Genomic DNA, 24388 nt, shown 5'->3' with positions numbered 1-24388 from the left:
GTCCCGGCCTGCGCCGGGACGACACTGAGTGCGTTGAGTAGCTCTCGCGTCTCACGCGCCTAGTTTAATTCACCCCCTGCGCACCCCGGATCAACTTCCCCGGCCTTCGTCCCGTCGCCTCGCCGTGCCGCCGCGTCACCACGCCCGAGACGATCGTGGCCTCATAGCCGTCGACATCCTGCAACAGCCTGCGACCGCCGACCGGCAGGTCGTAATGCACCTTGGGCGGATGCAGGTGCAGGCGGTCGTAGTCGATGACGTTGACGTCGGCCTTGTAGCCCGGCGCGATCAATCCGCGATCGGTCAGTCCCACCGACAGCGCGGTCTTGCGCGACTGCGCCGCGACCACGAAGGGGATCGATAGTTTCTCGCCGCGCGTACGGTCGCGCGTCCAGTGCGTCAGCAGATAGGTCGGGAAGCTGGCATCGCAGATGATGCAGCAATGCGCGCCGCCGTCGGACAGGCCGGGCACCGATTGCGGATCCATCAGCATCTCGCGCGTCGCATCCAGATTGCCGTCGGAATAGTTGAGGAACGGCACGTAGAGCATGCCGCGGCCCTCGTCCGACAGCGTCACATCGTAAGCCAGCTCCTCAGGCTGACGCCCCTGCTTGCGCGCCTGCGGACCCAACGCGTTCTCCGGCGGCTGCTCGTAGTCGGGGGGATCGCCGAGCAGAAACATCTTGTCGTAGTTCGGGCGGAAAAACAGCGGATCGTCGGTCGACGTTGCCGTCTCGCCCAGGATCGCCTTGCGCACCTCGCTCTGACGCAGCCGCGCCAGCCGCTCCGGCAATGGGAGATGCGCGATCGCCTTGTAGCTCGGATGGGTCTGGAACGGGTTGCGCGACAATTCGAGCCCAAGCAGGAGGCCGACCGGGCGCGCCGCGATCTGCGCGGTGATGGAGAGGCCGCGCTTGGCGGCTGCATTGATCTCGTCCAGCGTCTGGCGCCAGCGGTTGGGCGATCTGTCGTTCTGGGTGATCGAGAACGAGATCGGGCATTTCGTCTGGTCGGCCACCCTCAGCATCATCGGCAGATCTTCGTGGATGGTGGAGAGATCCAGCACGAATTGCAGCACGCTGCGGCCCTGGCGGTGCATCGCGCCGGCAATCGCGGTGAGCTCGTCCTCGCCCGCCTTCAAGGTCGGCGTGAAATCGCCTGTGGAGGTGCGGTGGTTGAGCGTGCGCGAGGTCGAGAAGCCGAGCGCGCCGGAGCGCACGGCGTCTGCCGCAAGCTTTGCCATCGCCGCATTGTCTTCGGCGGTGGAGGGATCGCGGCGCGCGCCGCGTTCGCCCATGACATAGACCCGCAGCGCCGCGTGCGGCAGTTGCGCACCGACATCGATGTCGAAATCGCGCTTGCTCAGCCAGTCCATGTAGTCAGGAAAGCTCTCCCACGCCCAGGGGATGCCGGCGCTCAGGACAGGCTCGGGAATGTCCTCGACGCCCTCCATCAGCTGGATCAACCTGATGTGGTCAGCAGGCCTGCACGGCGCAAAGCCGACACCGCAATTGCCCATGATCGCGGTGGTGACGCCGTTCTGCGAGGACGGTGTGATGTCCCGGCTCCAGGTGACCTGCCCGTCGTAGTGAGTATGAACGTCGACGAAGCCCGGCGTTACCAGCTTGCCGCGCGCATCGATCTCCTCGCGACCCTTGGCGGCGACCTTGCCGACCTCGCTGATCTGGCCGCCGGTGATGGCGACGTCAGCCTCGAACAGCTCGCCGCCATGGCCGTCCGCGACGGTGCCGCCGCGGATCACGAGATCAGGGGTGTTCATGCGTTTCTTCCCGGTTTGGTTTGTTTGTTGTTGTGCTCTGACTTTATCGGCTCGTCGTACCGGACAAGCGCGCCCTTAAGCGCGCGCAGATCCGGGACCCATAACCATAGGGCGAAGTTTGGCGAAGACTCGGAGTGACCAGCTTCGAGCCGCAACTTCTCCCTGTGGTTATAGGTCCCGGCCTTCGCCGGGACGACAGTAGAACTCGTAGCTACGCCTTGGCTTGCGTCTTCCGTTCCGTGAACGGCGACAGCACGACCGTGGCGACCATGAAGATCACCGACGCTCCGAACACCCAGTGCGGCGCGCTTTGATCCATGATCCAGCCGAACAGCAGCGGCGAGACGATGCCGCCGAGATTGAAGCCGGTGGAGACGATGCCGAAGGCACGTCCTGCAGCGCCGGCAGGCGCCGCGTTGCGCACCAGCATGTCCCGCGACGGCGCGATCACGCCGGAGAGAAAGCCCGCGGTCGCCATCGTGGCGGTGAGCGCCCAGCCGGGCAGCGTCACCAGCGCGATCAGCAGGACGATGGCGGCATTCGCGGCAAAGCAGGCGGCGGCAACATAGCCATGGCGCTCGGTGTGGTCGGCGAGGAAGCCGCCCGCGAGCACGCCCGCGGCGCTGGAGCCGAGAAACGCGGTCAGCATGACGTTGGCCGAGGAATAGGAGGCGCCGTAGCCGCTCATCAGCGCGACCACGCCGAAATTGTTGATGCCCGCGACCGACAGGCTGAGCAGCATGAACAGCACGGTGAGTGCGATCAGGGCCGGCGTGATGACGGCCTGCTTCGGTGCGTTCTCAGCGCCGGGCTTGGCCTTGTGAGCACCGGCATCGGGAATGCTCATGACAATCAGCAGCAGCGCGACCAGCACGCCGATCGCGCCGGACGCGATCAGTGCGCCTGTGCCACCGGAGACGGTCACGAGTGCGGCCACGATCGCCGGTGCCACGGCGCCACCGAGAAAGCCGGCGAAGGTGTGGACAGAGAAGGCGCGGCCCATGCGCGCCTCGTCCATGTGCTCGGCGAGGATGGCGTAATCGGCGGGATGATAGACGCTGTTGGCGAGGCCAAGCAGCACGGCGCAGGCGATCAGCGAGGCGTAGCTCAGATGCAGGCCGAGCATGACAAGCGCGAGCCCGCCGAGCACGAGGCCGCCGAGCAGGATCTTGCGCGCGCCAAAATGGTCGACGAGATAGCCGGTCGGCGCCTGCGTCAGACCGGAGACGACAGCCGATACGGTCAGCGCGAAGCCGAGCTCGACATAGCCGACGCCGAGCTGAACCTTCAGGAATGGAAACAGCATCGGCAGGACCAGCAGATGGAAATGGCTGACCCAATGCGCGATCGAGATCCCGGTCAGCGTGCGCAGCGCGCTGTCCGCCTTGCCTTGTTGCGGTGCGGCGAGAACGTCGGCCATCGCAGTTCCGTTTTGCGTCCCAAGAGAGGTGCAAAATATCGGGGTGTCAGGTTGTTTGTCCATGAACGCAGGCGCATGGCAGGTAACGCGGGTGGGGCGCGAGTAGGAGTGAGGGCGTCACGATGCTTCCACATCGTCGTCCCGGCGTAGGCCGGGGCCCATACCGCGTGATCCCTCGATTGTGATAGGTCGTCATTCCGAGCGTCGAGCCTTCGCCAAATTGCGACCTGGGGTTATGACGGCGGTGTGCGTGGCTAGCCGTCCCTCACAGCGGCTCGTCATCATTCCCGTAACGATCCCGCTTCGGCGTGGCGATGTCGCCGTCCTCGTAGTCCTCGTCGGTGTCGCGTGGCGGCTCGGGCCTCTTGGCCTTGTCATCCACCGCCTTCGGCGGCTCGCTCGGGTTGGCAGTCTTGTTCCCGATTTTGATCATGGCTGTCCCGGATGGTGATGCATCATCCGCTTCTACTCACAAAATCTATGCGGTTCGTGACCCATCTCAAGGCCGCCACGAAGCGGTCAGTGTACCACCGGCCCGCCTGCCTTCTTCCAGGCATCGATGCCGCCGGCGATATGAGCGGTGTTGGAAAGGCCGGCTTCCTTGGCCGCCGCAACCGCCATCGCTGAGCGCTCGCCGAAGGCGCAGAAGAACACGACGCGGCGCCCCGTTGCGGCAGCGACCTCGCGCAGCATGCCGCCGGGCTTGAGACTCTCCTCGACTGACGGATAGGGCGTGTGCAGCGCGCCTTCGAGCATGCCGTGCTTCATCCGCTCGTTGCTCTCGCGCAGATCGACCAAGAGGATGTCGGGCCGGTGCAGCGAGCGGATCGCTTCGACCGCGCTGAGCGCGCGGCCTTCCTTCTCCAGCTCTTCCTGATGCAGGCCGACCCGCATGTTGGCCGGTACCGCGACGTCCATCATCTTCGGGTTGGGCAGCTTCAGGTTCGCCATCAGCTCGATATATTCGTCGACCGAGCGCACCTGGAGCCGCGGATTGTAGCGCTTCTCCTCGCCGATGGTGGAGACGGTGTCGCCTTTGTAGTCATGCGCCGGGAACACCATCGTCTCGTCCGGCAGCTTCAAGAGGCGATTGAAGATCGAATCATATTGCGCGCGCGACGAGCCATTCTGGAAATCGGTGCGGCCGGTGCCGCGGATCAGAAGCGTATCGCCGGTGAAGACGCGGTCGCCCATCAGATAGGAATAGGAATCGTCGGTATGCCCCGGCGTATACATCACGTCGAGCGACAGGCCCTCGATCGTCACCTTGTCGCCGTCGGCGACGCGCATGGCCACCACGTCGGCCTTGGTCTGGTCGCCCATCACGGTCATGCAATGGGTGCGGTCGCGCAGCTCGCCGAGCCCGGTGACGTGGTCGGCATGCAGATGGGTGTCGACCGCCTTGACCAGCTTGAGGTCGAGCTCTCGCAGCAGCTGGCAGTAGCGGTCGACCTTCTCCAGCACGGGATCGAGGATCAGCGCCTCGCCGCCGGCGCGGCTGGCGAGGACGTAGCTATAGGTGCCCGAAACACTGTCGAAGAGCTGGCGGAAGATCATGGCAGGAACCCGGCGTAGACTGGTTTCGAGGATTCTACTACGCCGGGGGGTGGGAAGAGAAGTAATTCACTGCGTGGAGGAGAAGATTTAGAAGATTTTTGTTGTGTGGAGTCAGGTGTCCGGAGTGTGGTTGGGCCGGTGCCCGTTCCACAAATTCAGTGTCGTCCCCGCGCAGGCGGGGACCCATAACCACAGGACGTGGTTTGGCGAAGACTCGTGGGTGTCAGGTTGCGTGGCCACCCCGCCTTGGGCGTATGGATCCCGGGTCTGCGCTTCGCTTGCCCGGGATGACAGCGAAGTTGTGGTGAGGCTTACGGCCTCACCAATGTGTACCCATTCTCCGCCAGAAACAGGATCTGTCCCACACCCACCTGCACCGGAGTCGCCGCCGGGATGAACTCCGGGCGCTTGCCGGTCTCGCGCTCGATCGTGTCGACGGTGTTGAGGCAGATGTCGAAGCGCACGCCCTGCGCGATCAGGCTCTCGACCTGCTTGCGGCGCTCGCTGGCTGACAGCAGCAGCTCGATGCCGGGACCGAAGGCGACGACCTCCACGGCGATCTTGTCGGGGTCGTAGGCCTTCAGCAGGTTGTTGGCGACGCTCAGCACCAGCGCCTGCTTCTTCGCATCGCCGTCGGACAGCTGCAGCACGACCTTGTGCTCGGCGAACGGCTTGTCCTGGAGCGGCGCTTGCTGCGCAAGAGCGAGCGGCATCGCCGCCCATGCAAGCAGCGTCAGCAGCATCGCGCGAAAAATTTGCGGCCGCATCATCCCTATCCTGCAATGCCCGGATTGCCGTCGACGCCTTTCAGCGTGACGCCGCTGCCGAGCCGCTCCGGAAGCATCCGACCCGAGCGCAGATATTTGGCCAGCACGTCCCATACCGGCGCGCCGTGCTGGCCGTTGACCGAGGCCCAGCCTGCGACCTTGTAGTGCCTGCTGGCGCCGAGCGCCTTGCCGTTGTCGAGCTTGAGCTCGGAGATGCGGCTGCCGATCGCATTGGTCGGGCTGCAGACATAGCTGAGCCCGCCGGCGCGCACCATGTCGCCGCCTTGCTGGTGATAGGGATCGGCATTGAACAGATTGTCGCAGACGTCTTCCAGCACGTCCTTGATCTCTGCGCCGGTCATCTCCTGCACATAGGTCTCGGGATAGGTGATCGCGGTCTCGGCGAGCAAATCCTCCATGGTCAGCGGCTGGCCGGACAGAGCGGTGAGGCCCCAGCGGAAGCCGGGCGACAGCGCGATCTCGGCGTTGAGCTCGGTACGCAGCGCCGTGCAGATCAAATCATCGATGGGGCCGGCGAAATTGTCGCGGCGGTAGAGCAGGCGATCGGGCGTTGCGATCTTCTCCGACCAGTCGGTCACAACAGGCGCGCGCAGCCTTCCGATCAGCTCGGCCATGACAGGATCAGGCTTCAGCAGCTCGGAATAGACAGGCAGCAGATGGTATCTGATGTCGCCGACCTTGCCCTTGTCGAGCGCGAGATCGAGCACGGCCAGGAATTTACCGTTTGAGCCGGCGTTGGTGACGAGCGTCGTACCAGCCGCGTTCTTCACGGGAATGGGCTGCGGCACGGCGTCATGGGTATGGCCGCCGAGAATGACGTCGATGCCGGTGACGCGGCTTGCGAGCTTGAGGTCGACATCCATGCCGTTGTGCGACAGCAGGATCACCGCATCGACCTTGTCGTTGCCGCGCAAGGCATCGACATGCTTTTGCAGCTCTTCCTCGCGGATGCCAAACGTCCAGTTCGGCGTGAACCGCTTGGGATGTGCGATCGGCACGTAAGGAAAGGCCTGGCCGATGATCGCGACACGGTGGCCGCCGAGCTCCTTGATGATAGATGGCTTGAACACGCGTCCCGTCGTCTTGTCGAAGGCAGGCGCGTCGTTGAATGCCGCTTCCTCGGTCAGGAAGACGTTCTGCGCCAGGAACTCGCCCTTGAAGTGGCCGAGATTGTCGCGGAGCGCCTGCTCGCCATAGGTGAATTCCCAATGTCCGGTCATCGCCTCGATGCCGAGCAGATTGGCGACCTCCACCATGTCGCGGCCCTGCATGAGGTTGGCGAGGCCCGTGCCCTGCCACAGGTCGCCGCCGTCGACCAACATGGCATGCTTCGCGCTGACATCCGCGCGCAAGCGATCGATCAACGTCTTCAGATGCGCGAAGCCGCCGAGCTTGCCAAAGCGGCCGGCGGATTTCTCGAACTCGACACAGGTGAAAGCATAGGCATCGGCGCTGTCGGGCCGGATGCCGAAGTGCTCCAGGAAGGCGCGGCCAACCAGATGTGGCGGCCGTCCTGCCATCTCGCCGACGCCGATATTGACGCCGGGCTCGCGAAAATAGACGGGGTTGAGCTGCGCATGCGTGTCGGTGGTGTGCAGGATCCGCGCGTTACCGAAGCGCTCGATATCGTAGATGCTCGCGGTCTCGGCACCGCGCGCAAGTCGCGGCAGGCTGAGCGAGGTGGCGACAGCGGCTGTGCTCTTCAGGAAATCGCGGCGGCGGATCGCCATCCAAATTTCTCCGCGCCTCTCAACGGCAGCTCGACGGTTCCATGGCGCTTCAGCTTAGCGGATTTCCATCGCCTTCCAGGCTTCTTTTTCGGACGTCGCCTGGACAATCGACGCCTTCGCCAACGCTTCGGCCTCCCTGGCGGCGGTCACGGCGCGGTCGAAATCGCCGCCATCGCCCGCCTTCTTGGCGGCAGCCAGCGCCGAGATGGTCGTGGTCCACTGGTTGCGCATGCCGGTGGCCTCCCTGGTCGCAGCTTCCGCGGCGGCATAGGCCGCCTTGTAGTCCGCTTCATTTGCCGCGTGCGCCGCCGGCGCGAGGCTCATGACCAGCAACATGGCCAGGGTCAGTGACTGCTTCATGGCCGGGCTCCCGGTCCCGAGATCGGCAGACCGTTGGCGACGTAGGACAGGAAATACTCGACGTCGCGATATTCGTCCGCCTGCGGCTCCAGCGGAACCGCACGGGTCTGGCTGTTGCAGGTCATCAAGCGCCGGGTGGTGGTCCCCATGCCGTTCCATTCGGAGCGGTAGATCGGCATCGCATTCAGGATGCCGAGCGCCGGTGCCAGGATTTCGGCGCGGATGCGCTGGCCCGGGCTCTGCACATGGCAGCTCGCGCAGGAGAAGTTCAACTGGCCGCGGCGGGTGTAGAAATAGCGCTTGCCGTTCTCGAACGCCTCGAGCGCGCGCGGATCATCGGGGATCTTGATGTCCATCGGCTTGCCGCGCGAGGTGAAGGCCATGTAGGCCGTCAGCGAGGCCATCTCGTCCTTGACGTAGGAATAGGGCGCTTCGCCATTGGCCTGGCGGCAGCGGTTGAGCGCGAGCTCCAGCGTGACGACCTTGCCTTCCTTGGTATCAAAATAAGGATAGTTCTGGCGAATGCCGATGCCGCCGTTCGGGAAGCAGTCGGCATAGGTCTTGCCGTTCTTGAACGGCGTCGCAAACATCTCCTTGCCGGCGTCGAGCGAGAATTCGTAAGGCGGGAATTCTTCCTTCTCCTGCCACTGCCGTTTCATGTCCTCGTTCATGGAATAAGGACCGTTGACGAAATCCTCGTGCTTCACGTCAGGAAACTTCTGGAAGAAGAAGTTCTGGAACGCCTTGGCGTCAGCGACGGGATCGACCTTGTCGGCTGCGATCACGCGCGGAGTGGCAAGCGCCAGCGCGACGCACGCCGAGCCGAGCAGGAGAAGGATGCGCGGCTTCATCACGCGATCTTCGCGGTGGTCTCGTCGGACGCACCCTTGTTGTCGGTCCAGGAGATCTTGAGATCGTCGCCCTTCTTGGCGCCCTTGAAGCTGAATTTGACATAGGGGTCCTTGGAAATCGCGGTGCCCCAATTGGCGCTGAAGACCTCCCTGCCGTTACATTCGAACTTCAGCTCCTGGATGTAATGCGCAGGGATCAGCTCGCCCTTGGCGTCCTTGATGAGGCCGGTATCCATGGGGTGCTGGATCAACGTCTGCACTTCGGTGACGTCGCCGTTGGATGTTGCGCGGACGCGAATGCTGGATGCCATGATTGTTCTCCTTCGCGCTTAGCCGCCGCAGCCGCCGACGGTGACCTTCACTTCCTTGGTTGCGCTGTAGAGCTTGCCGTCGGCTTCCACGATCGCGGTCACGTTGCTGGTCTTCGCCATCTTCAGGCGGTTGGCGACAGCGGGAATCGCACCGTCGGGAAATTTGTAGGACGCCGCGAGCGCGAACGGGTTCTCGGCGACGAAGAACGAGATCGAGGTGACCTTGTCCAGCGTCGTCGTCACCGACACCGGCACCACCGCGCCGTTCTCGGCGATTTCCGGCGCGTCGAGCTTGACCTTGTCGGAAGGCTCGGCGGGCTTGCCGTAGAGCGCCTTGATCGCATCCGCCTCGTTCTTCAGCTTGAACGCTTCTTCCGGATATTTGTCGTTGGCTGCGGCGCGCGCCGGTGCGAACGGCAAATTGCCGAGGCCGATCAGCGCGACCGAGACGGCACCCTGAAGGATCAGGCGCCGGGTCGGATGAATGGCGGTGGTCGTGGTCATCGAAGGTCTCATCTTGGTTTTCCCGGGCCCGCCGCTACAGCGTCTGCAGGAAATCAACGATCGCGTTGATCTCCTGCTCAGTCAGGATTCGGTTGCGGCCGAATGGCGGCATCATGGTCTGCGGATTGCGTTTGGTCTCGTCGAACAGGATCGCGGCCAGCTCGCTGCGGTCGGGGTATTTTGCCTTGAGGTCCTTCAGCTCGGGCCCGATCGTTCCAGGCAAATCGCCACCCTTGATGACATGGCAGGTCAGGCAATTGCCCTTGCCGCGGTCGAAGGCGAGCTTCTGGCCCTCGGCAACAGTCGATTGCGCCCATGCCGGACGCGCGGCAAGGCCGGCAAGGCCGGCGAGGGCGACCAGCGCGAGGAGCAGGGCGGGCTTGCTAGGAAAAGCGGTCAAGACGACGTTCCGAGGCGTTATATCTGGGATCTCGTTCGCAGAAATATAGGTGCTCAAAGCACAAAGGACATGCCCTGACAATCAAGACTATGCAGGGCGCAAAATGGCGTTAATATCTTCCGCATTGCAACTGAAGAGAATGATCGTTCATCAAGCTGACTTTGTTCGGGACGTTTGGTCCTTGTTCGGGTTTTCGTCTGCTTTCTGGTTTTTCGGGGACATCAATTGGCTGAATATGTCGTTGAATTCGGCAGGGACGGCGGGAGGGTCGAGCCTGACGGCCGGCTCGATGCGCCTGCCTTCCATCGCAATCACGAACCGCTGTGGGGCGCGCTTGCAAAGCATCTCATGGGACGATTGGGCGACGTGGTCGAGGTCGGTAGTGGAACCGGCCAGCACGTGGTCCATTTCGCCCGCCACACCCCCGATCTCGTCTGGTGGCCGAGCGATCTCAACCAGCGCCACGTGAAGAGCATCGAGGCCTGGCGCGTGCATTCGGGCCTGACAAACATCCGCAGCCCCTTGCGAATCGATCTGTCCGATCCCGACTGGTGCCCGGAGATGACGAATGGACAGGGGCCGAAGGATCTTGCGGCCGTGTTCTGCGCCAATGTCATTCACATTGCGCCGTGGGCTGTGGCCGAGGGCCTGTTCGCCGGGGCGGGCCGCTATTTGCGGTCCGACGGCGAATTGTTCCTCTACGGCCCGTTCAAGCGCGACGGCAAGCACACCGCGCTGAGCAACGCGGTGTTCGACACCTCCTTGCGCGAGGGCAATCCCGAATGGGGCGTGCGTGACCTCGGCGATGTCGAGACGCTCGCGCGCGGTGTCGGCCTCCGCCTGATCGATACGATCGAGATGCCAGCGAACAATCTGACGCTGGCGTTTGCGCGCGGGTAGGTCGTCATGCCCGGGCTTGTCCCGGGCATCCACGTTCTTCGTGCGGCAAGGTAAGACGTGGATGGCCGGGACAAGCCCGGCCATGACGAAGTGGAAGCGTCAGCGCCACAAGGCGCTAGCTTTCATCGACCCACCCGATCTTCTCCTTCAGGAACTGAAAGCCGAGCACCTGGAAGCTGGCGCGCTCCTTGTTGTCCTTGCCATAGCCGTGGCCGCCGGCGGCTGGCTCATAGAACCAGGCCTCATAGCCCATCGCCTGGAGCTTGGCCGCCATCTTGCGCGCGTGGCCGGGATGGACGCGGTCGTCGCGCCGTGTCGTGGCGATCAGGATCGGCGGATAAGACTGGCCGGGCTTTGCGTTGTGATAGGCCGAGTAGGTCTTCAGCCATTCCCACTCGTCCGGCTTGTCGGGGTCGCCATATTCGGCGATCCAGCTCGCGCCCGCGAGCAGCTTGGTGTAGCGGCGCATATCGATCAGCGGGATGGTGCAGAACAGCGCGCCGAACCGTTCGGGATAGCGCACCAGCATGTTGGTGATGAGGATGCCGCCGTTCGATCCGCCCTGGGCCGCGATGCGGCTTGCGCTCGTCACGCCGCGGCGGACGAGATCGGCGGCGACGGCTGCGAAATCGTCATGCGATAGCTTCTTGCCGGCGTAGCGGCCGGCATCGTGCCAGCGCGTGCCGAACTCGCCGCCGCCGCGCAAATTCGCCTGCACAATGGTGCCGCCGCGCTCCAGCCAGAGCTTGCCGAGCGATGAATTGTACTCCGGCTTCACGGCGAGGCCGAAGCCGCCATAGGCGGTCATATAGACCGGCGCATCGCCTGACACGCCGGCAGGGCCAGTCTGCACATAGGGAATCCGCTCGCCGTCGACAGAGATTGCCTCGTGCTGCGTCACCACGAGACCGTCGGCATCGAACGTCTTCGGCTCCTGCTTCAGGACAACAGGGCTTTCGATATCGCGTTCGATCAGCATCAGCGACGGCGGCGTCAGCGGGTCCTGCACATTGGCGAGCAGGTCGCCATTGCTTTGGGATTCGTGGCGGTCGAGGCTCCAGACATCGACCACGCCGATCTCGGGAAGCCCTTGCAGCCGATGCTTGCTCCAGTCTGATGCCGATGGCGTGCAGATCTCGAACACCGGCCGTAGCTCGTCGAGGATCGAAAGCACAAGCTTGCCGCCGGTCCAGAAGAAGCCCTGCAACGCCCGCCGCGGCCCCGGTTCGAACAGCACCGTGAAATCGCGACGTCCTGCCAGGAACGCGGAGAGAGACATGCCGAGCATCGCGTCGGCAGTGTAGGTATGTCCCGCGACCGACCAGGCCTTGCGTGGCTTGACCGAGAGCCAGTCGCCATGGACCTGCATCCAGACGTTGCTGGGCAGGTCGAGCTTCGTGGTTGCGCCGGATGCGGTGCCGAGCGAGGAGCTGAAATTGAAGAAGTCCGACTGGTCGATGAACCAGACGCGCTGTGGTGCCACCGTGTCGTCGACATAGCTGTACACCCGCATATGGTCGGCGGTCGTCTCGACGATCACGGCGGCCTGCTCGACACCGGTCCCGCGCCGCCACAGCCGCACGGTTCTCGCGTAACCGGACGTCGTCGCCATGCCCTCGCCAAGGGCGCTCGACAGCAGCAGCGTGTCGGCATCGACCCAATCGACGCTGCTCTTGGCTTCCGGCAGGACGAAACCATCCGCGACGAATTGCTTCGTCGCGATATCGAACTCGCGCAAGGTGACGGCGTCGCTGCCGCCGCGCGACAAACTCAGGATGACGCGCGTACTTCCGGCCCGCGTGGATGCCCCGCCGAAAAGCCAGTCCGCGCCTTCAGTCGCGGCGAGCTGATCGATATCGAGCAAGATCTCCCAGGCCGGCTCGGTCTTGCGAAACTCGGCAAGCGTCGTTCGCCGCCACAGGCCGCGCGGGTTCGCCGCGTCCTTCCAGAGATTGTAGAGAAAGCCGTCGCGACGACTGACATAGGGGATGTTGTCGGATCGGTCGTAGATCGCCGCCAGGATATCGCGGTCGCGGTCGAACGCGGCGCCGCCGAATTCTTGCAGCGTCAGTTGATTCTGCCGCTCGACGAAATCGAGAGCGCGGGCGCCCTCGATCTCCTCCAGCCAGAGCCAGGGATCGTCGTCGGGAGCGCTGAGCGTGGGCCGGTCACTGGTGGACATGAACGAAACTCCCAGAAAATCGCGGCGGATAGGATTTGATCGAGCGCAAGCCGTCAAGAGCGAGAGCCGGTATCATTAATTTGATTGCGTCAGAGGCATGGCCTGCGCCCGTTTGCGCCGGTTGCCCAGCCCTTCCAGTCGCTCCATAGTGCCAGGAATCAACGAGTTTTCCGGGCGCAAACGCCGATGCTAGACGTGACTTCAGCCAACGAGATTGCCAACGATAGCCGCGTGCGTGGCAATGTGGTGCGCCTTGCCGCGGCGCAGGCGCTGACCGGCGCCAACTCGGCGGTGATCTTTGCTACTGGCTCGATCGTCGGTGCCACGCTTGCACCGGACATGTCGCTCGCGACCGTGCCGCTGTCGATGTACGTCGTCGGGCTCGCCGCCGGCACGCTGCCGACAGGGTCGATCTCGCGCCGCTTCGGCCGTCGCTGGGCTTTTGTGATCGGCACCGGCTGCGGCACGCTCACGGGTTTGCTCGGCTCATTCGCGATCCTGCACGGCTCGTTCGTACTGTTTTGTCTCGCGACCTTTCTCGGCGGCCTTTACGGCTCGGTGGCGCAATCCTATCGCTTCGCCGCCGCCGACGGCGCCAGCGCGGCCTATCGGCCCAAGGCTGTCTCGTGGGTGATGGCGGGCGGCGTGTTCGCCGGCGTGCTCGGTCCGCAGCTCGTGCAATGGACCATGGACGTTTGGTCGCCCTATCTGTTCGCCTTCAGCTTCCTGGTGCAGGCCGCCGTTGCGCTTGTTGCGATGGGCATCGTCGCCGGCGTCGATATGCCCAAGCCCGCACCGGCTGATCTGCATGGCGGACGGCCGCTGCTCACCATCGTGACCCAGCCGCGCTTCATCGCAGCCGCTCTGTGCGGCGTCATTGCCTATCCCATGATGAACCTGGTGATGACCTCGGCGCCCTTGGCCATGAAGATGTGCGGCCTCAGCCTCAGCGACTCCAATTTCGGCATTCAATGGCACATCGTCGCCATGTACGGGCCGAGCTTCTTCACCGGCGCCCTGATCGCCCGGTTCGGCGCACCGAAGGTTGTTGCTGCGGGCCTGCTGCTGGAAGCCGGCGCGGCCACCATCGGTCTATCAGGCATCACCGCGATGCATTTCTGGGCCACGCTGATCGTGCTCGGTGTCGGCTGGAACTTCTCCTTCATCGGCGCCTCCGCCCTGGTGCTGGAGACCCACCGGCCGCAGGAGCGCAACAAGGTTCAGGCCTTCAACGATTTCCTGGTGTTCGGGATGATGGCGGTCGGCTCGTTCTCCTCGGGGCAATTGCTGGCCAATTACGGCTGGTCCGCGGTGAACATGGTGGTGTTCCCGCCTGTCGCGATCGGCCTCGTCGCGCTCTCGCTGGCGTCCTGGGCCCGCCGCCGCAAGGCGCGGCTCGAGGCTGCCATGGGCGAGTTCCCGGACGCGATCTGACGCATGATCCGGAAAAGTGTGCACGGTTTTCCGACAAGATCATGCGCAAGATAAATGGCAGGAGCTTGTCAGCAACGTCGATACTTCGATCCAGCTCGAAGTGATTTTCTGCTTCCACATCGATACATGATGGTCGTCATGGACAGAAAATCACAGTGCGGGGAATGCGAAGGAAAAGCGCAAATGCTCGACAATCCTCGCGACATCGACCCGATCGACGAAACCTCGCTCCGCTACGAAGGCTGGCGTATCGTCGCCGTCTGCTTCCTGCTCGCGACCTTCGGCTGGGGGCTCGGCTTCTACGGCCAGAGCGTCTATGTCGCCGAATTGCAGCGCGCGCGGGGCTGGCCGGCCTCGCTGATTTCGTCCGGCACCACGTTCTTCTATTTGTTCGGCGCGCTGCTGGTCGTCTTCGTCGGCGAAGCCGTGCGAAAACATGGCCCGCGGATCTGCCTGATAGCAGGCACGCTGGCGATGGCGGCAGCTAGCGTCGCGATCGGCGCGGTGCGCGAGCCCTGGCAGCTCTATCTCGCGGACGCCGTGCTCGCCTTTGGCTGGGCCGGCACGAGTCTGGCCATGATCACCAACACGATCAGCCTCTGGTTCGACCACAAGCGCGGCATGGCGATCAGCCTCGCGCTCAACGGCGCCAGCTTTGGCGGCATCGTCGGCGTGCCGCTGCTGGTCGTGATGATCAGCCATATCGGATTTGCGAACGCCATGTTCGCGACATCGGGCGCCATGCTGGTGCTGCTTGTGCCGGTCATCCTCGTCGTTGTCGGCCGGCCGCCCGATCTCCACGGCTGGCAGCGGGCGGCGAAGACGAAGCCGCAATCGTCGACGCAAATCCGCAGGCAGGCGTTGCGCGATGTCGGCTTCCTCACGGTGACGATCGCGTTCGCGCTGGTGCTGTTCGCGCAGGTCGGCTTCATCGTGCACCTGATCTCGTTCCTCGATCCCGTGATCGGACGCGAACGTGCCGCCGTGGCGGTCGCGGTGCTCACCGCGATGGCGGTGGTCGGCCGCGTCCTGTTCTCGATGGTGATCGACCGCCTCAACCAGCGGCTGGCCTCGGCGATGTCGTTTCTCAGCCAGGCGGCGGCATTGTGCGTCGTGATCGTCATGCACAATGATTATGTGCTGATCGCGGCCTGCGCGGTGTTCGGCTTCTCGGTCGGCAATCTCATCACCCTGCCGTCGCTGATCGTGCAGCAGGAGTTCGACAGCGCCGCGTTCGGCGTGCTGATCAGCCTCAACACCGCGATCAACCAGGTAACGTATGCGTTCGGCCCCGGCGTGGTCGGGGTATTGCGCGATTGGTCCGGCGGCTATTCGCTGCCGTTCTATCTCTGCATCGCGCTGGAGGTGATGGCGGCGGCGCTGATCATGGTGCGGGGGGCGCCCAAGGCGAAGCTCTCGTAGGGTGGGCAAAGGCGCGAAGCGCCGTGCCCACGCTCTCTGAATGAGTCGGCAAGAGGTCGTGGGCACGCTTCCGCCTTCGCTCTTCGAGCTACGGCGGACAAGTCGCCTTGCCCACCCTACGACACTGCATAGGGGCGCGCCGGCCCTCCCCACATACTCCGTCATTGCGAGCGTAGCGAAGCAATCCAGAGTCTGTCCGCAGAGACAGTTCTGGATTGCTTCGTCGCAAGGGCTCCTCGCAATGACGGGAAGAGAGCCGCTGTTATGCCTCCCGCTGCTTGAGCAACCCTTCCACATCCAGCCGTTTCGTAAACATCGCGAGCTTCCCGTCCGGCCCTGTCGGCCATTGCTCCCGCGGCTTGTCCCAATACAGCTCCACGCCGTTCTCGTCGGGATCGCGCAAGTAAAGCGCCTCGGACACGCCATGATCGCTGGCACCATCTAGTGCAATGCCTGCCGTCAGCACCCGATGCAGCGCATCCGCCAGCGCCGGCCGCGTCGGATAGAGGATCGCCGTGTGAAATAGCCCGGTCGTGCCGGGCGGCGGCGGTGAGCCGCCCTTGCTTTCCCAGGTGTTGAGCCCGATGTGATGATGATAGCCGCCGGCCGAGATGAAGGCCGCGCCCGAGCCCATGCGCTGCATCAGCTCGAAGCCGAGCACGCCGCAATAGAAGCCGAGCGCGCGATCGAGGTCGGCGACCTTGAGGTGGACGTGGCCGATCCTGGTGCCGGCGGCGACGGGTGATGTCTGCGACATGTGGCTACTCCCTGGTCTAAACCTCACTTAAGCCGGGGTTCGGCATAGCGCCACTGGCTGATCGCGAAACCCATCGTTTCCGAATGCGAAACTATGACAGCTCGGGCACCTCGCCCTCGGGCAGCTCGAACTCGAACGTGTTCAGCGTCATCGATACCATCGTGTAATAGCCGCACAGCCCGATCACCTCGACCACGCCGCGCTCGCTGAGCAGCTTCACCGCCTCGTCATAGAGGCCCCTCTCGACGCCGTGGCCCTCGTGCAGTGACTTCGCGAGGTCATAGATCATCTTCCCCTTGGGATCGTCGAATTCGGGCGTGCGGCGATCACGGATCGCATCGATGATCTCGGGCTTCATGCCGCCCGCCAGCGCGAGCCGCTTATGCGCATACCATTCGTACTGCGCGGTCCAGTGCCGCGCCGTCACCAGGATCGCGATCTCCGAAAGCTTTGCCGGGAAGATCGTGTCGTAGCGCAGGACTTCGCCAAGCCGCGTGGCGTGACGGGCCATATCAGGGCTGTTGAGCCAGGCCATCATCGGCGCCGGCGGCTTGCCGCGCTTGCCGGCAATCGACTCGTCATAGGTCTGCCGCTGGCTCTCGTTCATTCCGTCAGGCGAAAGAAGCTTTAGGCGCATTCTCGTTTCCTCTTTGTTTTCAAGCACCATCGCGCCAGGACTATAGCCGACAACGGCCTGCGGAAGTGGTTGAATTCCGCGGTGCGATGGCCCAGAGTCGCGCTCAACAATTTTGACGTGATTATGGAAACGACCATGAGCGAGACTGAAACCGCCGAACTCGAACAATTTCGCGCCGAGACGCGCGCCTGGCTGGAAGCCAACTGCCCGCCGGAGATGCGCAAGCCCGCGACTGCCGACACCGACGTGTTCTGGGGCGGACGTAACGCAAAGTTCTCCTCCGAGCCGCAGCGCGTCTGGTTCGAACGCATGCGCGACAAGGGCTGGACCGTGCCTGACTGGCCGAAGGAGTATGGCGGCGGTGGCCTCAGCGCGGCCGAGCACAAGGTGCTGCGCGCCGAGATGGCCAAGATGGGCGCCCGCCCGCCGCTGTCGAGCTTCGGCATCTGGATGCTCGGACCGGCGCTGCTGAAATACGGCAACGAGGCGCAGAAGAAAGAGCATCTGCCGAAGATCGCGGCGGGCCTGATCCGCTGGTGCCAGGGCTATTCCGAGCCGAACGCGGGCTCCGATCTCGCTTCGCTGCAGACCCGCGCCGAGAGCGACGGCGACGATTTCGTCATCACGGGTTCGAAGATCTGGACCTCCTACGCGAATTACGCCGACTGGATCTTCTGCCTGGTCCGCACCGATCCGACGGCCAAGAAGCACGACGGCATCAGCTTCATCCTGTTCGACATGACGTCGAAGGGCGTGACCACCAAGCCGATCCTGCTCATCTCCGGCTACTCGCCGTTCTGCGAAACCTTCTTCGACGGCGTCCGCGTGCCGAAATCGCATGTGGTCGGCACCGTCAATCGCGGCTGGGACGTCGCGAAATACCTGCTGCAGCATGAGCGTGCGATGATCTCAGGGATGGGCGAGCGCGGCGTCGGCCGTCCGCTCGGCCAGATCGCGGCCGATTCCGTCGGCTCGGATGCGCAAGGCAAGCTCGATGATTCGATGCTGCGTGGCCAGATCGCGAAATTCGACGTCGATGAAGCGGCCCTTGCGGCTTGCGCCGAGCGCGCCGTCGATCTTGCCAAGGCCGGGCAGGCCCATCCGGCGTTCTCGTCGGCGATGAAATTCTACGGCACCGAGCTCAACAAGCGTCGCTACGAAATCCTGATGTCGGCGGGCGGCGTCGATGCGCTGGAATGGGAGAGCGAGCGTTCGCGCCAAGGCGCCCGTCCGCGCGCCTGGCTGCGCACCAAGGCCAACTCGATCGAGGGCGGCACGTCCGAAGTCATGCTCGGCATCGTCGCCAAGCGCATCCTTGATCTGCCGGGGGCTTAACTCCGCCGTCGTTCCGGGGCGGTCCGCAGGACCGAACCCGGAACCTCGAGATTCCGGGTTCGCGCTGTCGCGCGCCCCGGAATGACATCAACATCCAAGACGTTAGAGACTTTGCACATGGCCCTCGTCCTCACCGAAGAACAATCAATGCTCCGCGACTCCGCACGCGGGCTGATCAGCGACAAGGCGCCGGTGTCGCATCTGCGCGCCTTGCGCGACAGCAAGGACCCCACCGGCTTCTCCAAGGAGCTGTGGCACGCCTTCGCCGAGATGGGCTTTGCCGGTCTCCTGGTGCCGGAAGAATTCGGCGGCAGCGGCCTCGGCTTCATGGAGGCCGGTGTCGTCATGGAGGAGATCGGCCGCACCTTGATGCCGTCGCCCTTCCTCGCCACCTCCGTGGTCGCGGCCTCCGCGCTGAACCGCGGCGGCAATGCCGCGCAGAAGTCGGAATATCTGCCGAAGATTGCGAGCGGCTCGCTGCTGGCGACGCTCGCGATCGACGAGGGCGCCAAGCACCGCCCGCTCCAGACCGCCTTGCAGGCCGTGCGTGCCGGCAATGGTTTCAAGCTCTCCGGCGCCAAGGCGCTGGTGGTCGACGGTCACGTCTCCGATCTCCTTATTGTCGCGGCACGTACAGCAGGTAGCGCCGGCGAGCGCGACGGCCTGACGCTGTTCCTGGTCAACCCCAAGGCCAAGGGCGTGTCGATCGAGCGCACCATCATGGTGGACGCGCACAACGCGGCGCGGATCGAGCTTAGCAATGTCGAGGTCAACGCCGACAGCGTGCTCGGCGAAGTCGATCAGGCAGCAAGCTTGCTCGATGGTGTGCTCGACATCGGCCGCGGCGCGGTCGCTGCCGAAATGGTCGGCCTCAGCGACGAGGTCTTCAATCGCACCGTCGAGTATCTCAAGAACAGAAAGCAGTTCGGCAAGCTGATCGGCGAATTCCAGGCGCTGCAGCACCGTGCCGCCGAGCTCTATGTCGACATCGAGATCACCCGCGCCGCCACCATGAAGGCGCTGCAGGCACTGGATGCGGATGTCGCCAAGGCTGCGTCAGCCGTCGCCGTGGCCAAGGCCCGCGCCGGCACCACCGCCACCCGTGCGGTGCAGGAAGGCGTGCAGATGCACGGCGGCATGGGCATGACCGACCAGTTCGACATCGGCTTCTTCATGAAGCGCGCGCGGGTGTGCGAGGAGCTGTTCGGCGATGCGAACTACCACACCGAGCAGCTGGCGCTGGCGCGGGGGTATTGAGGTCGGGCCGTCACGTCATAATCGCTGTCATCGCCCGCGAAGGCGGGCGATCCAGTACGCCGCGGCTTATCCGTCTACAACTGACGTCTCGGAGTACTGGATCGCCCGGTCAAGCCGGGCGATGACAGTTGAGTGTGTGGTAGGCGCCTGCCAAGCCCGGGCATGACGATGGATGGTGTGGCCGACGGTGGTTAGACCGTCTCACCGCATCGGCGGCGCGTACTGCACGCCACCGGCGTTCCACAGCTGGTTCATGCCGCGCGGGATCTTCAGCTGCGACTTCTCGCCGATGTTGCGCTCGTACATCTCGCCGTAATTGCCGACGCGGCGGATGATGCGCACGGCCCAGTCCTTGGTGAGGCCGAGCTGCTCGCCGTAATTGCCCTCGGTGCCGACGAGGCGCATGACTTCCGGCTTCTTCGACTTCAGGGCCTCGTCGATATTCTGCGAGGTGACGCCGAGCTCTTCGGCATTGATCATCGCGTAGAGCGTCCACTTCACGATCATCATCCAGTCGTCGTCACGCTGGCGCACCACGGGGGCGAGCGGCTCCTTCGAGATCATGTCGGGCAGGATCATGTGGTCGCCGGGCTTGGACAGGTTCAGCCGGAGCGCATAGAGCTGGGAGACGTCGGCGGTCAGCGTGTCGCACTTGCCGGTGTCGTAGGCCTTCACCACGTCTTCCAGCTTGTCGAACTTCATCAGCTCATACTTCATGTTGTTGGCTTTGAAGTAGTCGGCGAGGTTGAGCAGCGTGGTGGTGCCTGATTGCACGCAGACCTTGCTGTCGGCGAGGTCCAGCGAGGTCTCCTTGTTGCGGGAGCGCGGCACCATGAAGCCTTCGCCGTCGTAATAGGCGACAGCCGGGAAATAGAGATCGTAGTCGAGCTCGCGCGACATGCTCCAGGTGGAGTTGCGCGAGAGGATGTCGACCTTGCGGCTCTGCAATTCCTTGAAACGCTCGCTGGCGTCGAGCGGCACGAACTTCGCCTTGCTCGGATCGTCGAAGATCGCGGCCGCAACAGCGCGGCAGAAATCGACGTCGAAGCCGGTCCAGTTGCCCTTGTCGTCGGGGATCGAGAAGCCCGGCAGGCCCTTGTTGACGCCGCACAGCACTTCGCCGCGGCGCACGGTGCGCTTCAAGGTGCGGGTGTCGTAGAACTCGTAGGTGATGGCCAGGGCGGCGACCAGCACGGCGACCGCGAGCCCGATCAGCAGGCCGCCTCGAAATGTGCGCATCATGTTGCTCTCTCGAAAAATCGGGAAAAGGAATTTGGAGGAGGGCGCAGAGCATGATCCGCAGGGATCATGCTCAAGCGAGAAGTCTTACAGTTCTGGCTTCTGGCGGATGACCACCTTGGTGCCAACAGGAACGCGATCGTAGAGATCGGCGACGTCGTTGTTGACCAGACGGAAGCAGCCCGAGGACACCTTGGTGCCAATCGTGTCGGGACGGTTGGTGCCGTGGATGCGGTAGACGGTCGTGCCCAGATACATGGCGCGGGCCCCCAACGGATTGCCGGGGCCGCCGGCCATGAAGCGCGGCAGATAGGGCTGGCGCTGGATCATTTCCGGCGGCGGCGTCCAGTCCGGCCACTCCTTCTTGTTGGTGATGTTGACCAGCCCCTGCCACTGGAAGCCGTCGCGGCCGACGCCGATGCCATAGCGGATCGCGCGCCCGCCGGGCTGCACCAGATAAAGATGACGCTCGGCGGTCGAGATGATGATGGTGCCCGGCGCTTCGGTGGTGCGGTAGTACACGACCTGCTTCTGCCATTCCGGATCGAGCTCGTAGCTGTCATCGGCGATCAGGCCGGGCTCGTCGCCGCGGTCGGGCTGCTGGGCGAAAGCATGCGGCGCGGACAGGATTAGGCCCATCGCAGCCAGCAATGTCCCCGTCAGGCGACGAAAATCCGTCATTTCAAGTTCTCCCCGCTGCCATAGCGCAAATCGTTCCGAACCATCTGAACTCAGGGGCAGCTTCGTGGCAAGTTCAAGGCGCGCCCGATTGGTATGTCACGAGAATGCTTTGGTTTTTTGACGCGGCCTGACAATGCCATGAATGGGGGATGGCGCGAAAAGCAGTGGGCTAGGCTCGATGCGCCCCTTCCCCCGCTTGCGGGCGCTTGCGGGGGAGGGTCGGGGAGAGGGTGTCTCCTCCGGGGAGACTCCCCAAGAGGAGAGAACCCTCACCCGCCGCGCGGGACGATGCTTCGCATCGCCCGGGCGCGGCGACCTCTCCCGCAAGCGGGAGAGGCACAGAGCGAGTTCTCGGCACAAGCGTGCCCTAAATCTCATTCGCCTCCGCCGCGATCCCAAGCCGCCGGACGATCTCGACACCCACCGCCCGTGCTTCGCTCCGCGAGCCGATGCGGGGGCTACGAAACCGCCGTCCTGACTGCGTTCGGATCGTGACGATGCAATGCTCGTCCTCGGAGCGGCCGCGGCGATCGACAGTGATCGCTTTGACGTCGTGCCCTTCGATCTGATCCACGCGCGGCTGGCCATTGCCCCACAGGCGTTCGACGCGAATGTCGCCCTCGCGAATGATCCAGAACGCGCCGGTCACGAGATTGGCGAACCGGTAGACGCCGAACGCTGCGATCACGCCAAGCGGCAGCAGCGTGTAGTCGATCCATTGGGGCGGCAGGCCGCGCCACAGCCGGTAAGCATAGGGTGCGGCACTCAGGGCGACGGCAATCAGGGCCGCGATCCTGACGTCTCGCTGCGAAAACGGCTCGAGCGGATCGCCAAGACGCATCTCGGGATTGCTGGCATCGAGCGGGTTGACGGGCGCCTCGACGTCAGGGACGTCGAACTGCTCTGCGATTCGCGTCACGGTCTCATGAACATGGGTGACGTCGGAGAGCGGCGGGGAGATCAGGCGTTCGCCCGAGGTCAACGTGAAGGCCAGCTGGAAGCGGGTTTTTGCGGTTTTGCTGCCGGGAACCTGGAGCGCTGTGATTTCGTGCTTCGTGACGATGCGGGTCTGGAGCTTTCCGAACGGACGCTGCCACCCGATCAGGATTTCATCCGGCGTGATGATCCACACCACGGCCGGCGTCAGCATGACCACGCCGACGAAGGCGGCCCCCGCCAGCAGCGCGACCACCGAGATGATCACTTCGAGGATGTCGTGCGTAAACAGGCCCGGCGTGAAGCAGAGCGCGACGGCCGCCGCAGACCCGGCCACGACCAGCCGCTGCGCGATCGAGGAGCCCTCGCGAAGGCGGATGTCGTTGCTGGTGGTCGCGTCGTTCATTGCGGCAGCTGATTGCGTCGCGCGCGAAACTCCACGGACGGGTCCGTGGAGTCAAGCAACAAGGCGCAGCCGCTGCGTGCGGCGGATCAACTATTGGCGTTCAGCAGCTTGGCAACGGTGCGGTCGATCTCGTCGTAGCTGCCCTCGCCGGCATGCTGGAACACGATCTTGCCGCTCTGGTCGATGACGTACTGCGCCGGCCAATACTGGTTGCTGTAGGCGTTCCAGGTCCTGGAGTCATTGTCCTGCGCCACCGGATAGGTGATGCCGTGACGCTTCAGCGCGGCCTGGACGTTGGACGCCGAACGCTCGAACGGGAATTCCGGCGTGTGCACGCCGACCACGACGAGGCCCTTGTCCTTGTACTTGGCGTAGAGGTCGGTGACGTGCGGCAGCGTGTTGACGCAGTTGACGCAGCCATAGGTCCAGAAGTCGACCAGCACGACCTTGCCGCGGAGGTCGGCGATGTTGAGCGGCTTGGAGTTGAACCAGTTGCTGATGCCGGCGAAGTCGGGCGCGGTCGCCGCCTGGGTTACGGCTGCGACCTTGACCGGCGCTGCGGGCGTCGCCTCGTCGCAAATGCCGGGAATCACGGCGCCGGTGACGGCGATGCCGATCAATGCGGCTGAGACGGCGAGCAGTTTGAAGGTCATGGGCATGTTCTCCGTTTGAGAGCTGAGGCGATCACAGGCCGATCTGGCCGGTGGGATAGAAGCCGGTGAGCCACGCCACGATCAGCGTGTCGTATTGGAAATAGGCGGCGAGCGCGAAGGCGATCACGACCACGCCAAAGCCCTGTTGCAGGTGCGGCGAAATGCGCGAAAGGCTGCGCACGCGCGTGGTCGCGGCCTGTCCGCCATAGGCGATCGCCAGCATCGGAATCGCCGCCCCGATCGCGTAGGCGATCAGCAGCGTGCCGGCCCAAGCCAGATTCTTGGACGTCGCGACCAGCGTCAGGATCGAGCCGAGCACGGGGCCGGCGCAGGGCGTCCAGACCAGGCCGAGCGTGGTGCCGAGCACGAGACCACCGAGTGCGCCCTCGCGCTGTGCGCCGCCGGACGCGCCCAGGCTCAGCCAGCCATTGAGCCGGATCGACAGCCATTCGAATGGCGCCGGCCACAGCATCAACAGGCCAAAGCCGAGCAGCAGGATCGCCGCCACCTCGCGCAGCACATTCGGATCGAAATCGAAGGCCCGGGTCAGCGCACCCAGCAGCAGCGCCACCGCGGAGAAGGAGATCACGAAGCCGAGCGCGATCATCGCGGGGCGCAGCTGCGAGCGGTGGCCGATCGAAGCCCCGAGCAGAATCGGCAGCATCGGCAACGTGCAGGGCGCGGCGATGGTGAGGATGCCGGCGAGGAGAGCAAAGACAAGTTCAAGCATGGGGCACCCGTGAGGGAGGTAACGAGGGCAGTTCGCGATGGGGATGCGGATCGTTACGCGCCGTCACGCGCTCGTGACGTTGCGGCCGCCCCCACCCGCCGCAAATACAAAACGACCC

24 protein-coding genes are annotated in these 24388 nt (G+C 64.1%); 5 read left to right on the top strand and 19 right to left on the bottom strand.

What is annotated here, in order from left to right; all coding sequences use genetic code 11:
• Window positions 1-64: 64 nt before the first annotated feature.
• The 11 genes from XH89_RS35915 to soxX all read right to left on the bottom strand — a co-directional run bounded on the left by XH89_RS35915 (window position 65) and on the right by soxX (window position 9701).
• On the bottom strand, window positions 65-1780 hold the full coding sequence (locus XH89_RS35915) for an amidohydrolase family protein (protein WP_194464988.1): 1716 nt from the start codon (window positions 1778-1780) through the stop codon (window positions 65-67).
• Window positions 1781-1991: 211 nt separating this feature from the next.
• On the bottom strand, window positions 1992-3200 hold the full coding sequence (locus tag XH89_RS35910; RefSeq protein ID WP_194464987.1) for an MFS transporter: 1209 nt from the start codon (window positions 3198-3200) through the stop codon (window positions 1992-1994).
• A gap of 265 nt (window positions 3201-3465) precedes the next feature.
• A complete protein-coding gene (locus XH89_RS35905; protein WP_194464986.1) occupies window positions 3466-3633 on the bottom strand; it encodes a hypothetical protein in 168 nt (55 codons plus the stop codon).
• 86 nt (window positions 3634-3719) lie between these two features.
• On the bottom strand, window positions 3720-4757 hold the full coding sequence (locus XH89_RS35900; RefSeq protein WP_194464985.1) for an MBL fold metallo-hydrolase: 1038 nt from the start codon (window positions 4755-4757) through the stop codon (window positions 3720-3722).
• 311 nt (window positions 4758-5068) lie between these two features.
• On the bottom strand, window positions 5069-5527 hold the full coding sequence (locus XH89_RS35895; protein WP_194464984.1) for a hypothetical protein: 459 nt from the start codon (window positions 5525-5527) through the stop codon (window positions 5069-5071).
• A gap of 2 nt (window positions 5528-5529) precedes the next feature.
• Window positions 5530-7275 (bottom strand): thiosulfohydrolase SoxB, encoded by a 1746-nt coding sequence (gene soxB, locus XH89_RS35890; RefSeq protein ID WP_194464983.1) that lies wholly within the window; start codon window positions 7273-7275, stop codon window positions 5530-5532.
• Between the two features lie 54 nt (window positions 7276-7329).
• A complete protein-coding gene (locus tag XH89_RS35885; protein ID WP_194464982.1) occupies window positions 7330-7635 on the bottom strand; it encodes a hypothetical protein in 306 nt (101 codons plus the stop codon).
• Complete coding sequence (soxA, locus tag XH89_RS35880) at window positions 7632-8486, bottom strand: sulfur oxidation c-type cytochrome SoxA (protein WP_194464981.1); 855 nt, start codon at window positions 8484-8486, stop codon at window positions 7632-7634. The genes XH89_RS35885 and soxA overlap by 4 nt, the downstream gene beginning before the upstream one ends.
• A complete protein-coding gene (soxZ, locus tag XH89_RS35875) occupies window positions 8486-8797 on the bottom strand; it encodes a thiosulfate oxidation carrier complex protein SoxZ (protein ID WP_194464980.1) in 312 nt (103 codons plus the stop codon). The genes soxA and soxZ overlap by 1 nt, the downstream gene beginning before the upstream one ends.
• Before the next feature lie 18 nt (window positions 8798-8815).
• Window positions 8816-9301 (bottom strand): thiosulfate oxidation carrier protein SoxY, encoded by a 486-nt coding sequence (gene soxY, locus XH89_RS35870; RefSeq protein WP_194464979.1) that lies wholly within the window; start codon window positions 9299-9301, stop codon window positions 8816-8818.
• A gap of 34 nt (window positions 9302-9335) precedes the next feature.
• On the bottom strand, window positions 9336-9701 hold the full coding sequence (gene soxX / locus XH89_RS35865) for a sulfur oxidation c-type cytochrome SoxX (RefSeq protein ID WP_194464978.1): 366 nt from the start codon (window positions 9699-9701) through the stop codon (window positions 9336-9338).
• A gap of 225 nt (window positions 9702-9926) precedes the next feature.
• On the opposite strand from soxX, the gene XH89_RS35860 reads away from it, so the two are divergent.
• Complete coding sequence (locus tag XH89_RS35860) at window positions 9927-10601, top strand: DUF938 domain-containing protein (protein ID WP_194464977.1); 675 nt, start codon at window positions 9927-9929, stop codon at window positions 10599-10601.
• 115 nt (window positions 10602-10716) lie between these two features.
• On the opposite strand, the gene XH89_RS35855 is transcribed toward XH89_RS35860, so the two are convergent.
• Window positions 10717-12783 (bottom strand): prolyl oligopeptidase family protein, encoded by a 2067-nt coding sequence (locus XH89_RS35855; protein WP_194464976.1) that lies wholly within the window; start codon window positions 12781-12783, stop codon window positions 10717-10719.
• Between the two features lie 186 nt (window positions 12784-12969).
• Here XH89_RS35855 and XH89_RS35850 point away from each other — a divergent pair, with 186 nt between their 5' ends.
• Together XH89_RS35850 and XH89_RS35845 are read left to right on the top strand one after the other, a co-directional pair.
• Window positions 12970-14217: an MFS transporter gene (locus XH89_RS35850; RefSeq protein WP_194464975.1), complete on the top strand. Its 1248-nt coding sequence runs from the start codon at window positions 12970-12972 to the stop codon at window positions 14215-14217.
• A 183-nt stretch (window positions 14218-14400) separates the two neighbouring features.
• Window positions 14401-15639, top strand: coding sequence for an MFS transporter (locus XH89_RS35845; protein WP_194464974.1), 1239 nt, complete (start codon window positions 14401-14403; stop codon window positions 15637-15639).
• A 262-nt stretch (window positions 15640-15901) separates the two neighbouring features.
• On the opposite strand, the gene XH89_RS35840 is transcribed toward XH89_RS35845, so the two are convergent.
• Window positions 15902-16396: a VOC family protein gene (locus XH89_RS35840; protein ID WP_194464973.1), complete on the bottom strand. Its 495-nt coding sequence runs from the start codon at window positions 16394-16396 to the stop codon at window positions 15902-15904.
• Between the two features lie 91 nt (window positions 16397-16487).
• Window positions 16488-17033: a carboxymuconolactone decarboxylase family protein gene (locus XH89_RS35835; RefSeq protein WP_194464972.1), complete on the bottom strand. Its 546-nt coding sequence runs from the start codon at window positions 17031-17033 to the stop codon at window positions 16488-16490.
• Window positions 17034-17168: 135 nt separating this feature from the next.
• Here XH89_RS35835 and XH89_RS35830 point away from each other — a divergent pair, with 135 nt between their 5' ends.
• Together XH89_RS35830 and XH89_RS35825 are read left to right on the top strand one after the other, a co-directional pair.
• Window positions 17169-18368, top strand: a complete 1200-nt coding sequence (locus XH89_RS35830; protein ID WP_194464971.1) for an acyl-CoA dehydrogenase family protein — start codon at window positions 17169-17171, stop codon at window positions 18366-18368.
• A 117-nt stretch (window positions 18369-18485) separates the two neighbouring features.
• Window positions 18486-19625, top strand: coding sequence for an acyl-CoA dehydrogenase family protein (locus XH89_RS35825; RefSeq protein ID WP_194464970.1), 1140 nt, complete (start codon window positions 18486-18488; stop codon window positions 19623-19625).
• A gap of 201 nt (window positions 19626-19826) precedes the next feature.
• Here the strand turns inward: XH89_RS35825 and XH89_RS35820 are convergent, their stop codons facing one another.
• The 5 genes from XH89_RS35820 to XH89_RS35800 form a co-directional block, all read right to left on the bottom strand.
• A complete protein-coding gene (locus XH89_RS35820) occupies window positions 19827-20864 on the bottom strand; it encodes an amino acid ABC transporter substrate-binding protein (protein ID WP_194468733.1) in 1038 nt (345 codons plus the stop codon).
• Window positions 20865-20951: 87 nt separating this feature from the next.
• Window positions 20952-21545 (bottom strand): L,D-transpeptidase, encoded by a 594-nt coding sequence (locus tag XH89_RS35815; protein WP_194464969.1) that lies wholly within the window; start codon window positions 21543-21545, stop codon window positions 20952-20954.
• A gap of 367 nt (window positions 21546-21912) precedes the next feature.
• Window positions 21913-22887: a hypothetical protein gene (locus tag XH89_RS35810; RefSeq protein ID WP_194464968.1), complete on the bottom strand. Its 975-nt coding sequence runs from the start codon at window positions 22885-22887 to the stop codon at window positions 21913-21915.
• Window positions 22888-22973: 86 nt separating this feature from the next.
• Window positions 22974-23540, bottom strand: coding sequence for a thioredoxin family protein (locus tag XH89_RS35805; RefSeq protein ID WP_194464967.1), 567 nt, complete (start codon window positions 23538-23540; stop codon window positions 22974-22976).
• A 31-nt stretch (window positions 23541-23571) separates the two neighbouring features.
• Window positions 23572-24270 (bottom strand): cytochrome c biogenesis CcdA family protein, encoded by a 699-nt coding sequence (locus tag XH89_RS35800; RefSeq protein WP_194464966.1) that lies wholly within the window; start codon window positions 24268-24270, stop codon window positions 23572-23574.
• Window positions 24271-24388 lie beyond the last annotated feature (118 nt).

The organism is Bradyrhizobium sp. CCBAU 53340 (assembly GCF_015291645.1).
Lineage (GTDB): Bacteria > Pseudomonadota > Alphaproteobacteria > Rhizobiales > Xanthobacteraceae > Bradyrhizobium.
This window is presented reverse-complemented; position numbering and strand designations above follow the sequence as displayed.

Coding starts and splice junctions, on each gene's coding strand:
- XH89_RS35915 (WP_194464988.1), bottom strand. CDS start 1,780: ATGAACACCCCTGATCTCGTGATCCGCGGCGGCACCGTCGCGGACGGC.
- XH89_RS35910 (WP_194464987.1), bottom strand. CDS start 3,200: ATGGCCGACGTTCTCGCCGCACCGCAACAAGGCAAGGCGGACAGCGCG.
- XH89_RS35905 (WP_194464986.1), bottom strand. CDS start 3,633: ATGATCAAAATCGGGAACAAGACTGCCAACCCGAGCGAGCCGCCGAAG.
- XH89_RS35900 (WP_194464985.1), bottom strand. CDS start 4,757: ATGATCTTCCGCCAGCTCTTCGACAGTGTTTCGGGCACCTATAGCTAC.
- XH89_RS35895 (WP_194464984.1), bottom strand. CDS start 5,527: ATGATGCGGCCGCAAATTTTTCGCGCGATGCTGCTGACGCTGCTTGCA.
- soxB (WP_194464983.1), bottom strand. CDS start 7,275: ATGGCGATCCGCCGCCGCGATTTCCTGAAGAGCACAGCCGCTGTCGCC.
- XH89_RS35885 (WP_194464982.1), bottom strand. CDS start 7,635: ATGAAGCAGTCACTGACCCTGGCCATGTTGCTGGTCATGAGCCTCGCG.
- soxA (WP_194464981.1), bottom strand. CDS start 8,486: ATGAAGCCGCGCATCCTTCTCCTGCTCGGCTCGGCGTGCGTCGCGCTG.
- soxZ (WP_194464980.1), bottom strand. CDS start 8,797: ATGGCATCCAGCATTCGCGTCCGCGCAACATCCAACGGCGACGTCACC.
- soxY (WP_194464979.1), bottom strand. CDS start 9,301: ATGACCACGACCACCGCCATTCATCCGACCCGGCGCCTGATCCTTCAG.
- XH89_RS35855 (WP_194464976.1), bottom strand. CDS start 12,783: ATGTCCACCAGTGACCGGCCCACGCTCAGCGCTCCCGACGACGATCCC.
- XH89_RS35850 (WP_194464975.1), top strand. CDS start 12,970: ATGCTAGACGTGACTTCAGCCAACGAGATTGCCAACGATAGCCGCGTG.
- XH89_RS35845 (WP_194464974.1), top strand. CDS start 14,401: ATGCTCGACAATCCTCGCGACATCGACCCGATCGACGAAACCTCGCTC.
- XH89_RS35840 (WP_194464973.1), bottom strand. CDS start 16,396: ATGTCGCAGACATCACCCGTCGCCGCCGGCACCAGGATCGGCCACGTC.
- XH89_RS35835 (WP_194464972.1), bottom strand. CDS start 17,033: ATGCGCCTAAAGCTTCTTTCGCCTGACGGAATGAACGAGAGCCAGCGG.
- XH89_RS35830 (WP_194464971.1), top strand. CDS start 17,169: ATGAGCGAGACTGAAACCGCCGAACTCGAACAATTTCGCGCCGAGACG.
- XH89_RS35825 (WP_194464970.1), top strand. CDS start 18,486: ATGGCCCTCGTCCTCACCGAAGAACAATCAATGCTCCGCGACTCCGCA.
- XH89_RS35820 (WP_194468733.1), bottom strand. CDS start 20,864: ATGCGCACATTTCGAGGCGGCCTGCTGATCGGGCTCGCGGTCGCCGTG.
- XH89_RS35815 (WP_194464969.1), bottom strand. CDS start 21,545: ATGACGGATTTTCGTCGCCTGACGGGGACATTGCTGGCTGCGATGGGC.
- XH89_RS35810 (WP_194464968.1), bottom strand. CDS start 22,887: ATGAACGACGCGACCACCAGCAACGACATCCGCCTTCGCGAGGGCTCC.
- XH89_RS35805 (WP_194464967.1), bottom strand. CDS start 23,540: ATGACCTTCAAACTGCTCGCCGTCTCAGCCGCATTGATCGGCATCGCC.
- XH89_RS35800 (WP_194464966.1), bottom strand. CDS start 24,270: ATGCTTGAACTTGTCTTTGCTCTCCTCGCCGGCATCCTCACCATCGCC.